This is a genomic window from Acinetobacter sp. 778_lipA (genome assembly GCF_058242985.1).
On record NZ_JBZAYT010000001.1, the window covers coordinates 328935 to 341208 of the forward strand.

The window sequence follows — 12274 nt, forward strand, 5'->3', positions numbered from 1 at the left end:
GTATATGAATTAAATTGAAGCTGTATAGTGATTAAATTCACAGGCAACAAATAGAAGTGGTTGAATCCACATTGTTGATCCTCCTTGTAGGGATTAGCGACTGTTTGGGGTTGTATAGTCAAGTAATTAAGTGCATGTGGTGGATGCCTTGGCAGTCAGAGGCGATGAAAGACGTAATAGCCTGCGATAAGCTTCGGGGAGGCGGCAAATATCCTGTGATCCGGAGATTTCTGAATGGGGAAACCCACTTACCATAAGGTAGGTATCGCATGATGAATACATAGTCATGCGAGGCGAACGAGGGGAAGTGAAACATCTCAGTACCCTTAGGAAAAGAAATCAATTGAGATTCCCTCAGTAGCGGCGAGCGAACGGGGATCAGCCCATTAAGTTATATGTGTTTTAGCGGAAAGCTCTGGGAAGTGCTACCGTAGAGGGTGATAGTCCCGTACACGAAAGGGCACATATAATGATGACGAGTAGGGCGAGGCACGTGAAACCTTGTCTGAATATGGGGGGACCATCCTCCAAGGCTAAATACTCCTGACTGACCGATAGTGAACCAGTACCGTGAGGGAAAGGCGAAAAGAACCCCTGTGAGGGGAGTGAAATAGATCCTGAAACCGCATGCATACAAGCAGTGGGAGCCGACTTGTTCGGTGACTGCGTACCTTTTGTATAATGGGTCAGCGACTTATATTCAGTAGCAAGGTTAACCGTATAGGGGAGCCGTAGAGAAATCGAGTCTTAATAGGGCGTTTAGTTGCTGGGTATAGACCCGAAACCGGGTGATCTATCCATGAGCAGGTTGAAGGTTGGGTAACACTAACTGGAGGACCGAACCCACTGTCGTTGAAAAGCCAGGGGATGACTTGTGGATAGGGGTGAAAGGCTAATCAAACTCGGTGATAGCTGGTTCTCCCCGAAAGCTATTTAGGTAGCGCCTCGGACGAATACCATAGGGGGTAGAGCACTGTTTCGGCTAGGGGGTCATCCCGACTTACCAAACCGATGCAAACTCCGAATACCTATGAGTACTATCCGGGAGACAGACTGCGGGTGCTAACGTCCGTAGTCAAGAGGAAAACAATCCAGACCGCCAGCTAAGGCCCCAAAATTATAGTTAAGTGGGAAACGATGTGGGAAGGCATAGACAGCTAGGAGGTTGGCTTAGAAGCAGCCACCCTTTAAAGAAAGCGTAATAGCTCACTAGTCGAGTCGGCCTGCGCGGAAGATGTAACGGGGCTAAAACTATATGCCGAAGCTGCGGATGTATACTTAGTATACGTGGTAGGGGAGCGTTCTGTAAGCCGATGAAGGTGTATTGAGAAGTATGCTGGAGGTATCAGAAGTGCGAATGCTGACGTGAGTAACGACAATGCGAGTGAAAAACTCGCACGCTGAAAGACCAAGGGTTCCAGTCCAACGTTAATCGGGGCTGGGTGAGTCGACCCCTAAGGCGAGGCCGAGAGGCGTAGTCGATGGGAAATTGGTTAATATTCCAATACTTCTGTGTAATGCGATGAGAGGACGGAGAAAGTTAAGTCAGCCTGGCGTTGGTTGTCCAGGTGAAAGGCAGTAGGCATGCATCTTAGGCAAATCCGGGGTGCTCTATGCTGAGAGCTGATAGCAAGCTAGTTTACTAGCGAAGTGGCTGATACTATGCTTCCAGGAAAAGTCTCTAAGCTTCAGTTACACAGGAATCGTACCCGAAACCGACACAGGTGGTCAGGTCGAGTAGACCAAAGCGCTTGAGAGAACTCTGCTGAAGGAACTAGGCAAAATGGTACCGTAACTTCGGGAGAAGGTACGCTGCTGACGGTGATAGGACTTGCTCCTTGAGCTATTGGCAGCCACAGAAACCAGGCCCCTGCAACTGTTTATTAAAAACATAGCACTCTGCAAACACGAAAGTGGACGTATAGGGTGTGATGCCTGCCCGGTGCTGGAAGGTTAATTGATGGGGTTAGCGTAAGCGAAGCTCTTGATCGAAGCCCCAGTAAACGGCGGCCGTAACTATAACGGTCCTAAGGTAGCGAAATTCCTTGTCGGGTAAGTTCCGACCTGCACGAATGGCATAATGATGGGGGCGCTGTCTCCAGCAGAGACTCAGTGAAATCGAATTCGCCGTGAAGATGCGGTGTACCCGCGGCTAGACGGAAAGACCCCGTGAACCTTTACTGCAGCTTGACATTGAACTTTGATCTTACTTGTGTAGGATAGGTGGGAGGCTTTGAAGTAGTGACGCCAGTTGCTATGGAGCCATCCTTGAAATACCACCCTGGTAATATTGAGGTTCTAACTCTGTCCCGTTATCCGGGACGAGGACCATGTCTGGTGGGTAGTTTGACTGGGGCGGTCTCCTCCTAAAGAGTAACGGAGGAGTACGAAGGTGCGCTCAGCGTGGTCGGAAATCACGCGTAGAGTATAAAGGCAAAAGCGCGCTTAACTGCGAGACCCACAAGTCGAGCAGGTACGAAAGTAGGTCTTAGTGATCCGGTGGTTCTGTATGGAAGGGCCATCGCTCAACGGATAAAAGGTACTCTGGGGATAACAGGCTGATACCGCCCAAGAGTTCATATCGACGGCGGTGTTTGGCACCTCGATGTCGGCTCATCTCATCCTGGGGCTGAAGCAGGTCCCAAGGGTATGGCTGTTCGCCATTTAAAGAGGTACGCGAGCTGGGTTTAGAACGTCGTGAGACAGTTCGGTCCCTATCTACCGTGGGCGTTGGAAATTTGAGAGGATCTGCTCCTAGTACGAGAGGACCAGAGTGGACGAACCTCTGGTGTACCGGTTGTGACGCCAGTCGCATCGCCGGGTAGCTATGTTCGGAAGGGATAACCGCTGAAAGCATCTAAGCGGGAAGCCTACCTCAAGATAAGATTTCCCTAGGACTTTATGTCCTCTAAAGAGCCGTTGAAGACTACGACGTTGATAGGTTGGATGTGGAAGTGCGGTGACGCATGAAGCTGACCAATACTAATTGCTCGTGAGGCTTGACTATACAACACCCAAGCAGTTGTATACGAAGCATCATTTGATTCATAAAAGATCAAACATACTTGATTTAGTTGTAAAGCTAGTTAAAATATTCAACTCAAATGTTCTGTTAAACTCATTTGGTACGAAGTAAGGCATTTAAATAAGACCCGAACAAGTCCATAACAGTTTGCTGGCGACAATAGCAAGAGTGAACCACCTGATCCCTTCCCGAACTCAGAAGTGAAACCTCTTAGCGCTGATGGTAGTGTGGGGTTACCCATGTGAGAGTAAGTCATCGCCAGCTTTTAAATCTAAAACACCCCGGTCTCTAACGAGAACGGGGTGTTTTTTTATGTGCGCTGTTTAGTGGCATAATGAAATAGAAATGTTTGGAAGAAAATATAAAAGCTCTATTCTTCAAAATAGAGCTTCAGGTAAAAGCGTTATTTAAGTTGTCTTCGTGCATGTTTTAATGCTGTTCTTAAGCCTTCTTCCAAAGTTGGATGATAAAAAGGTTTTGCTAATACTTCATCAATTGTTAGTTCTTCGGAAATGATCCAAGAGAGTAAGTGAGTCATATGTTCAGCAGATTCAACAAAAAGTTCAGCACCTAAGAGTTTTCTGCTTTGCTGATCTACATAAACTTCAGCAGCACCTTTATTTTTACCTAAAACCAATGCACGACCTTGCTTTTCATAAGAAGCAAAACCTGTAATAAAATCTATGTTTGATTTTGATAGTGAGGCAAAGCTTTGACCAGCAATTCCCATTTCAGGACTACAGAACACGATACCTAAAGGTGATAGGTTATTTAAGTTGTATACATTGGGGAAATTTAAACAACTTGAAATGACATTTCTTCCTTCATTCGCAGCCTCATGTTGTAAAGGTGTTTGAGTGAAAGCATCACCAATAATAAATATTGGAAAATCAGCCAATTGTTTAGTGTTGTGATGAACCGGTAATTGTTTTAAATCTGAGAATGCCTGATCAATATTTTCGAGGGATAAGGTTGATAAGTTTGTAGCACGACCAGTCGCATTTAAAATATAGTCAACCTGTATGGATTTAGACTCATTATTTTCGATAAATGATATTTCAACACCATTTTCAAGATCTTGAATTGAATCAGGTAAAACTTCAAATTTTATATTAAGTTCTTTGGATAATTCCGTTTGTGCAATTTCTTGTAAATTAGGGCTACTCAATACCCCTACTTTTTTGCTTCTTGCAAAAATAGTCGTATTTACGCCTAAGCGATGCATTGCTTGAGCCATTTCAATTGCAATCACACCACTACCGATTACGGCAATAGATTTAGGCAAAGTCTCAAGTTCAAATACTTCATCCGATGTGATCAGTTTATTGCCTATTTTATTTTTCCAATCCTGGTTATAAGTCGGTGTTGAGCCTACAGCAAGAATAAATGATTTAGATTGATAATGTTTTCCATCGACCTCAACCGTATTTGCATTTACAAATTTAGCTTCGCCATCAATTTTATGTGCAGTTTCCCAACTTTCTACATCTTTAAGCGTCGCACGAGCAAAGCGGTCACGTAAATTTCTGACATGTTGCATAACTTGACGTGTATCGATCTCTGCTTTTACCTCTAAAGCGACTTCTTTGGCATTTTGAATGTCATACATTCGATTTGCAGTTGAAATGAGAACTTTACTTGGCATACAGCCAACACGGACACAGGTTGTATCCCATGGACCTTTATTGATAATCAGTATGTTAGATGTATATTTGATTGCTTCTTTATATGCACTAATACCTGCTGTACCTGCGCCGATGATGATGATGTCGTACATGATATAAACCTAATTGTGAATAATAGTAATTACATTAAAAAACATTTTGAAATAGCATATTTACACATATAGATAACTATGGTTACATAGCACTCAAAATAATCTACAACAATTTTTGGGGATTCTTAGGTTGAGTAAAATTATGGATACTAGAAAACTTACTGGAAAGTTAAGTGCTATTGCAATTTCTATTTTGTTAGCGAGTTGTGGTGGGGGCGGTGGAGGTTATTATGATAAGAATGATAACGGAACAGGCAATGGTAATGGTGGAACTACAGTTGAAGCTGTAAATATTAGTCCAATTACTTTGTTGAATACAGATTCTATAGCTACAAACACAATAACAGTTTCTGGTGCTACAGCAAAAGTAAAAGTTACTGATGCTAGTGGAAAAGGAATTAGTGGAGCATTGGTTACTTTTCAAGGCACAGGAGTGGTGTTTGGTACTTCAAATGGTGCTGTTTTAACCAATGCTGATGGAGAAGCAAGTATTTCAGTTAAGCCTGAAAATAGTACAGACACTGGTAGTTATCAGTTGACGGCAACAGTGAGTCATAAAGATTCAACTGCGACAACAACGCCTTATAATTATTCTCTACAAGCTGCAAATATAACCTTTGAAAACATGGTTGCTGCAAATACCTCACTTGATTCTGGTGGCTCAACGATCATAACGCTTAAAACACAAGACTCAGTGACCAAAAATAATCAAAATAACATTACTGTGAATTTCAGTACAAGTTGCGGTACTTTTGATAACAACGCTGTGGTTTCATCAAATCAAGGTGATGTTGCTGTTACATATAAAGCAATCGATATAAATGGTAAGTTGTGTGAAGGCGGACAAAAGATTATTGCAACTGGCAGTAATGTTTCTGTTTCTAAATCTGTTGATATACAAATTGCAGCAATTGCAGCCAATTCTTTAGTTTATACAACTGTTGGTAAAGTAAACTTAGTCACTAGAAATAGTGGTTCAGCTTCTTCTGGAAGAATTGAGTTTACTGTGTATGCAAACGGTACGCCTGCAGCGAACCAAGATGTCAACATAGAATTAACGAAAGCTCCGAGTGATTTAAGTTTTGTTACGGATGGTAATCGAATTCCCAAAATAGTGAAAAGTGATGCATCAGGTAAAGTAAATGTAAATCTTTATCCAGGTAACTTACCTGGACCAGTAGAAATTAAAGCTACACTAGCAAGTAATACCAATATTTTTGTGTTGTCTAAAGAAGTAGCAGTTGCTTCTGGTCGTGTAACACAGAATGGTTTGAGTTTGTCTGTAAGTAAAATAGCTTTAGCTGGTGATGGCGATGGTGATATTTCAACAATTACGGCACGGATGGCTGATCGTGTAGGTAACCCTGTACCAGATGGAACCGTAATTAGTTTTATTTCGGAAGGTGGAAGTGTTACTCCAAATTGTGCAACAACGAATGGTGTTTGTTCGGTTAATTTGACTACTCAAAATCCGCGTCCACTTGATAGTCGAGTAAGTGTTTTAGCTTTTGTTGAAGGTGATAAAGAATATGTGGATGTAGATAATGATAATATGTATACGATAGGCATTGATAAATTAACACAAAATATTGGTGATTTCTTTTTAGATGATAATGAGAATAATCAGAAAGATGAAGGTGAATTTAAATATGTCCGTGGGGCATCAGGTGCAACATGTATTCCATCTACAATCGCTCAGCCAAATATTGAGGGTACGTGTAATAATCAACTAGATGCAGTATTACGTAAACAATTACGTTTTGCTTTCTCAAGTGAAACCCCTACATTTGTAGCTCTGAGTGGAGTGAATAGTTCAATGACTCAAGCTTTACCTGGAATCTTTACTTTTCAAATGTATGGTAATAGTTTAAAAACAGTCCCAATGCCTTCAGGTACAACAATTTCAGCTACTGCAAAAGATAATACAGATAATAATTTGACTTGTGAGGCAGAAGTTGTTGGTGGGGCGCTTACTGTTCCAGGTATTATGGATTTACTCTTACCAGGCACATTCCCTCAGAAAGATAATAAGATTGTCACTTACAGTGTTCGTAGTCTGAAATGTGCTGCAGGTGATGAGATTCGTATAACAGTAACAACACCTAATGGAACGATAACGAAACCGTTAATTAATGTGGTTAATAGCCTGAATTAATAGGGAAAACAGCGCTTCGGCGCTGTTTTTTTATTTAATAGATGTTCCCATACTTACCCCAACCGTAGGTCTTACATTCATTGAACTACATGCAGATAAAATTAGGCATGAGATCAAGATAAGGCCAATGAATTTCATAGAAATATCCAAATTTTAAGTTGTTGTTATTCTAATCCCAATGATAAGACAGCGTGTGTAGTAAAATTATTGTCTTTCATTGATTGAGTTAAAATTTTTATTCAATTTCATTGTTGATATTGGATTCTATAATCTGAGGTGTTTAAAAGCCTAACGTTTTAAGCTTTTAAACTGTGTATATAAATAACTGCTTAGACGATGTTATGGCGTTGTAAATTGCAAAACACGATTCCCATATTGATCAACTAACTTTAACGTTTTGTCATAGACTTGATAACCTTTCACCTTATTGAGTGCTTCAGTATAGTCAGCCGCAAGTTTCATAGTGTCCTGACAATACATCCGAGTAGAGCCGAGTTGCCCTAAGGTTAAGTGCTGTCCTTTGATGGCGTATGCACCCATAATACGATTACAACCATCTGCACCACTTACCCGTAAATCTGAACCAAATTGAATACTTGGCACGTTGTGAGCATTTGGTGTTGCTTTATATTCTGTTGCACCAATATGCGTGAGTGTCCAATTTTTGTTTTGCAACAAACTTAAATTTTGGCTTTGTTGATCAGCACTTGGTGTAGATGCACATCCAGAAAATAAGAGCGTTGCTGTGATGAATGTGGTTGCGAGTATGGATTTAAACATGCGTATTCTCCTAATTTTAATGATTATATAAACAAAATTGAGTTAAACCATAAAGACGAGCTGACTAAAGCTATACATTATTGAGCATGTTCATCAGGTAAACCAAAACGAATCACTTTAGAAAAGTTATCGCTATTTTGATATTTAAACTGAGCATATTCAGCTGTTCTTGGATTGATATGTGCTTTTTTATACCATTCTTTGATTGACCATTGATGATTTAATGCACCCAAATCATAAAGATAATTGGGTAAATAACCTGAAGCCAATAAACGATAATCTGTTGGTAATTTTTCAGGGGAAATCGCCTGAACCATATCAAAAACCAAAGTTGTACAGTTACTGGTTAGGGTGTTGTACCACTTTGGATGTTCTGCCAAAGCGGAAGATTTCAAAAGATACTCTTCAAACAATGCTTTGGTTTCTGCTTTTGGTAGTTGAATCGGGAAAAAATAAACCTGCTCACCTCGAATATTACTCCGTGTATAAACAATATCTTTTTCATCTGCAGCGATTAGACTTAGCTCAAACTGTCTAAAAAAACCACCAATTGCAGAAAAGTTTTCATTTTTTTCTTTCCGAATTTCAATGGAAAAAACGAGTGGGCGCTGATTTAAAAAATCAAAGCTAACCAAGGTATGGGCAATCTGTGGTCCCATCCAATAAGAGGTGATGATATTGACGCCTGTAATCTCATCTAAGTTGTAGCTTCTGGTTTCCCAGCGTTCGTCATATTGATCAGGGGAGTGCCAATTAAAGTTACGGACATTATGAATCGTGACAAGATGACCTTGCTGCTCGTAAGTAAAAATTCTGGAAACTTCTGGACTCCATTGACGATCTTGTTGCGCAGGAATATTAAAGTACCAGACTAAGCTGACAATAAAGGCGATGATATAGATCAAACTGTCAGTTTTTCGGCTAAATATATTTTTAGTAAAATAGATTCCAAGAATACTCAGTGCAAAAATAATCCAAATAGGGATGATGATATAACTGAAAATCTTTCCTAAGGGATGTTGAATCCAAATTGCGAAACAAAACCACAGGCTGCTCAATACGACAAATAAGCTAAACAAGGAATGGATTATCCCCATTCCAAGTGTATGCAGTATTGATCTTGCTTTTAAGCTATCCATAAGCCACTATTTTTATTCATAAAGTTCAGTGCTATTTTCGGTATGTTGCAAACTCAAAAGCAATAGCTGTTTTGTCATCAACATGTGACTCGCTCGCAACTTTTTTAAATTCCGCTGGAATTTCTGGATAATACGCATCACCTTGTACATCGAGTTCAATGTGGGTGAGCTCTAAACGATCAGCAATGTGCATGGTTTGTTTAAAAATTTCACCACCACCAATGATAAAGATACTGGCAGGTTTTTCTGAGACCAATACATCAGGAATCGCTTGCTCCAAAGCAGCATCTATACTATGGGCCGTTTTAACTCCAGCAAAACTCCAATCCTGATCACGGGTAATCACCCAATTGACACGTTTAGGTAATGCACGTCCCATCGATTCAAGCGTTTTACGTCCCATCACCACAACACCACCTTGGGTGATTTCTTTGAAGTGCTTAAGGTCTGCTGAAATATGCCATGGAAGATCGTTCGCTTTACCAATGCAGCGTTGTTGATCCATTGCAACGACATGCACAATTTCAAAGTTTTTAAATGTCATAATGAATTCGCTTATTATCCATTGGAAAATTTTCCCTCCTATTGCAAGGAGGGAATAAGGAAAGACTGAATTAAAATATTTAAACAGCTACAGGTGCTTTAATTGCAGGATGTGACTCATAACCTGTAATTTCAATATCTTCAAATTTAAAGTCAAAAATATCCTTAATTTCAGGATTTAATTTGAGTTGGCACAGTGGTAAGGGCTCACGTGTTAACTGAAGTTTCGCTTGTTCAAAATGGTTAACATATAAATGTGTATCACCGCCAGTCCAGACAAAATCACCTACGCCTAAACCACAAACTTGAGCAACCATATGAGTCAGTAGAGCATAGCTGGCAATATTAAATGGCACCCCTAAGAAAACATCTGCACTACGTTGATAAAGTTGGCAAGACAACTTTCCATCTTGAACAAAAAATTGGAATAAAGTGTGGCATGGCGGTAAGGCAACTTTACCTGCTTCATTTGGATTCCAGCCAGACACAATCAAACGACGTGAGTTTGGATTGGTCTTGATTTCATTGACCAACCAACTGATTTGGTCAAAACCATCATTTTCAAACAAACCATTATCTTTTTGCGTAGCGCCAAAGTTACGCCATTGATGACCATAGACTGGGCCCAACTCCCCTTCAGGGCGTCCAAAACGGGCAGTCTGCTCAGCGGTAGACCATTCATCCCAAATCGAAACTTTATTGTCTTTAAGATATTGAACGTTGGTGTCGCCTTTTAGGAACCACAGCAATTCAATCACAATTGAGCGGAAATGAACCTTTTTAGTGGTTAGTAGCGGAAACCCTTTTGACAAGTCAAAACGCATTTGATGACCAAATACAGAACGAGTACCAGTACCAGTACGATCACCTTTGTCACCGCCATCGTCTAGGATATGTTGTAGAAGGTCTAAATACGCTTTCATATAGTGTCCAATTTGGGGCGTCCATACGACATAAATGACAGATTATGTCGCATGATTACCCATTCGTAATGTTTCTGAATAGCTTCAGAGTTTATACTAATCTGAGTTTCTTTTTAAGCTAGATTATTTTCTGTTTTGCATCCATCTAACAGCTAAAACTAAGAGTATTTGAAAATGAGTATAAATTTGAATGAGCTCCCAGCATGTTTACAGCCATATAAAACGCAAATTATTGCGACAAAAAAAGACAGTATAGAAATATCATTAGTGCCGACTGAAGATTTACAGATTTGGCAAAGCAAAGTGGGTGGAAATCCCTATTTACCTGTAGAGACGCAATATCCGCAGAGCGCGGAGGGTGATGACCTACAATTATTGGCGCAGATCAATTTTGCAGAAGTGCCAGAAAATCAACATTATCCAAAGTCTGGAATTTTACAGTTTTTTATCAATCCGCATGATGATTTATATGGTCTCAATTTTGATGATCAAAAAAAGCAAGATGGCTTTCGGGTGGTTTTTTATGACAAGATTGAGCAAGATCTTGCACTTTTACAAAGCGATTTTCCAAGTTTTGTTGAGGACGATATTTATAGTCCTATCGCAGGACAGTCTGCGATTCAGTTTGAGAAGGCTGAAAGCTATATTGATATGAATAATTTTGATTTTGCTCAAAAAGTCACAGACCCTTATGAAAAAGATAATGAAGAAGAGTTTTGTGATGAGTACAGTGAAGTTTTTTCCGCAAGCGGTCATCGTTTAGGTGGATATCCATTTTTTACTCAATCTGATCCGCGTGAATACAATGAATCTATTCAAGATTATATTTTACTGTTGCAGATCGATACAGGTGAAGCTGAAGGTATTGAGATCATGTGGGGCGACTCAGGTGTAGGGAACTTCTTTATTCATCCGGATGATCTTGAAAAAAGAGATTTCTCTAAAGTGGTGTATAACTGGGATTGTTATTAAGCACCGACGGCATAATTTCTAAAAAGCTGATGTTGATAACATCAGCTTTTTATTGAAAAAATCTTTCTTTGGCATACGATTTTGCTGAATTCATAAAACAAAAGTGTGACTGAATTGACAGTTTAATGTGTTGATTAGATTAAGAAAATATTTTAATGATACGGCCGAGTAAACCTCTATTGATTAATTTTTAAACAAACAAACCCAAGTGATGAATTGTGTAATGTCAGCAGTTTCAGTAGCTTGAGGCGTTACAAATGAGATTTATTAACACTTACATATTTTTTTACATGTTTTAAGTCTACATTTTAAGAATTGCTGATTACTATTCATGGCTTGTGAAAAGTTGTTATTGATTTAAACAAGGTAGTTTGAATCAATTCAAAAGGGCAGTTTGAGGACAATGCATGATTTACGACCACAATGTTAATATGAATGAATACGTGAATCCCACGGTTCATATTCAGATTCGATCGGAAAATCAAAATAATAATTTTCGACCAGATGAATACTTAAAAAATAAAGCATTTGAAACTTTTAAAAATCAAACTGAAGCATTTAAGAAAGAAAGCTTAATCGATATTAGTAAATTTACTGAAAAACTTGTCAGTATGTCACGTAGTACTACTGCACATCGTTGTGCAAGATATGTGCGTATAGCGCTTGAATCAGCTGGTGCACGTTTTTCTGATCATCCAGTTGCGGCTTCAGATTGGGGTTCGACTTTAACTGAGATTGGTTATAAGCAAATCCGTCCTGACTTTGATAATCCTCAAGAAGGTGATATTTATATCATCAACAGTACCAGTCGCCATCGTTATGGCCATATTGCTGGATTTACAGGTTCTCAATGGGTTTCTGACTTTAGACAGCGTAGTTACGATGTGTATAAAGACCCAAATGTAACCTATGAGTATTATCGTTTAGCTGCTTAGTTTCACAGTCAAAATCATTTAATCT

8 protein-coding genes and 2 rRNA genes are annotated in these 12274 nt (G+C 39.7%); 5 read left to right on the forward strand and 5 right to left on the reverse strand.

Going from position 1 to position 12274, the window contains the following annotated elements:
* The first annotated feature begins 116 nt into the window (after positions 1 to 116).
* Positions 117 to 3007: ribosomal RNA gene (locus AC4CUY_RS01660) — 23S ribosomal RNA — on the forward strand.
* A 167-nt stretch (positions 3008 to 3174) separates the two neighbouring features.
* Positions 3175 to 3289 (forward strand): 5S ribosomal RNA (gene rrf, locus AC4CUY_RS01665).
* Between the two features lie 139 nt (positions 3290 to 3428).
* Here the strand turns inward: rrf and AC4CUY_RS01670 are convergent.
* Positions 3429 to 4802 carry a dihydrolipoyl dehydrogenase gene (locus AC4CUY_RS01670; protein ID WP_419328697.1) on the reverse strand — a complete coding sequence of 458 codons (1374 nt, stop codon included), beginning with the start codon at positions 4800 to 4802 and terminating at the stop codon, positions 3429 to 3431.
* Between the two features lie 142 nt (positions 4803 to 4944).
* On the opposite strand from AC4CUY_RS01670, the gene AC4CUY_RS01675 reads away from it, so the two are divergent.
* A complete protein-coding gene (locus AC4CUY_RS01675) occupies positions 4945 to 6957 on the forward strand; it encodes an Ig-like domain-containing protein (protein ID WP_483770369.1) in 2013 nt (670 codons plus the stop codon).
* A 339-nt stretch (positions 6958 to 7296) separates the two neighbouring features.
* On the opposite strand, the gene AC4CUY_RS01680 is transcribed toward AC4CUY_RS01675, so the two are convergent.
* From AC4CUY_RS01680 to thyA, 4 genes are all read right to left on the reverse strand, one after another.
* Positions 7297 to 7737: an META domain-containing protein gene (locus AC4CUY_RS01680; RefSeq protein ID WP_234622392.1), complete on the reverse strand. Its 441-nt coding sequence runs from the start codon at positions 7735 to 7737 to the stop codon at positions 7297 to 7299.
* Positions 7738 to 7814: 77 nt separating this feature from the next.
* Positions 7815 to 8876: an Lnb N-terminal periplasmic domain-containing protein gene (locus AC4CUY_RS01685; RefSeq protein WP_336954541.1), complete on the reverse strand. Its 1062-nt coding sequence runs from the start codon at positions 8874 to 8876 to the stop codon at positions 7815 to 7817.
* 31 nt (positions 8877 to 8907) lie between these two features.
* Complete coding sequence (locus AC4CUY_RS01690; protein WP_336954542.1) at positions 8908 to 9420, reverse strand: dihydrofolate reductase; 513 nt, start codon at positions 9418 to 9420, stop codon at positions 8908 to 8910.
* Between the two features lie 79 nt (positions 9421 to 9499).
* Entirely contained in the window at positions 9500 to 10342 is an 843-nt protein-coding gene (gene thyA / locus AC4CUY_RS01695) for a thymidylate synthase (protein ID WP_151801587.1), read from the reverse strand.
* A 174-nt stretch (positions 10343 to 10516) separates the two neighbouring features.
* Here thyA and AC4CUY_RS01700 point away from each other — a divergent pair, with 174 nt between their 5' ends.
* On the forward strand, positions 10517 to 11314 hold the full coding sequence (locus AC4CUY_RS01700) for a YwqG family protein (RefSeq protein WP_336954543.1): 798 nt from the start codon (positions 10517 to 10519) through the stop codon (positions 11312 to 11314).
* A gap of 407 nt (positions 11315 to 11721) precedes the next feature.
* Positions 11722 to 12249, forward strand: coding sequence for a hypothetical protein (locus tag AC4CUY_RS01705; RefSeq protein WP_004726489.1), 528 nt, complete (start codon positions 11722 to 11724; stop codon positions 12247 to 12249).
* Positions 12250 to 12274 lie beyond the last annotated feature (25 nt).

What these genes read in the sequence shown, in the direction of transcription:
- AC4CUY_RS01705 (WP_004726489.1), top strand. Translation starts at nt 11,722, where the DNA reads ATGATTTACGACCACAATGTTAATATGAATGAATACGTGAATCCCACG.
- AC4CUY_RS01680 (WP_234622392.1), bottom strand. Translation starts at nt 7,737, where the DNA reads ATGTTTAAATCCATACTCGCAACCACATTCATCACAGCAACGCTCTTA.
- AC4CUY_RS01670 (WP_419328697.1), bottom strand. Translation starts at nt 4,802, where the DNA reads ATGTACGACATCATCATCATCGGCGCAGGTACAGCAGGTATTAGTGCA.
- AC4CUY_RS01700 (WP_336954543.1), top strand. Translation starts at nt 10,517, where the DNA reads ATGAGTATAAATTTGAATGAGCTCCCAGCATGTTTACAGCCATATAAA.
- thyA (WP_151801587.1), bottom strand. Translation starts at nt 10,342, where the DNA reads ATGAAAGCGTATTTAGACCTTCTACAACATATCCTAGACGATGGCGGT.
- AC4CUY_RS01685 (WP_336954541.1), bottom strand. Translation starts at nt 8,876, where the DNA reads ATGGATAGCTTAAAAGCAAGATCAATACTGCATACACTTGGAATGGGG.
- AC4CUY_RS01675 (WP_483770369.1), top strand. Translation starts at nt 4,945, where the DNA reads ATGGATACTAGAAAACTTACTGGAAAGTTAAGTGCTATTGCAATTTCT.
- AC4CUY_RS01690 (WP_336954542.1), bottom strand. Translation starts at nt 9,420, where the DNA reads ATGACATTTAAAAACTTTGAAATTGTGCATGTCGTTGCAATGGATCAA.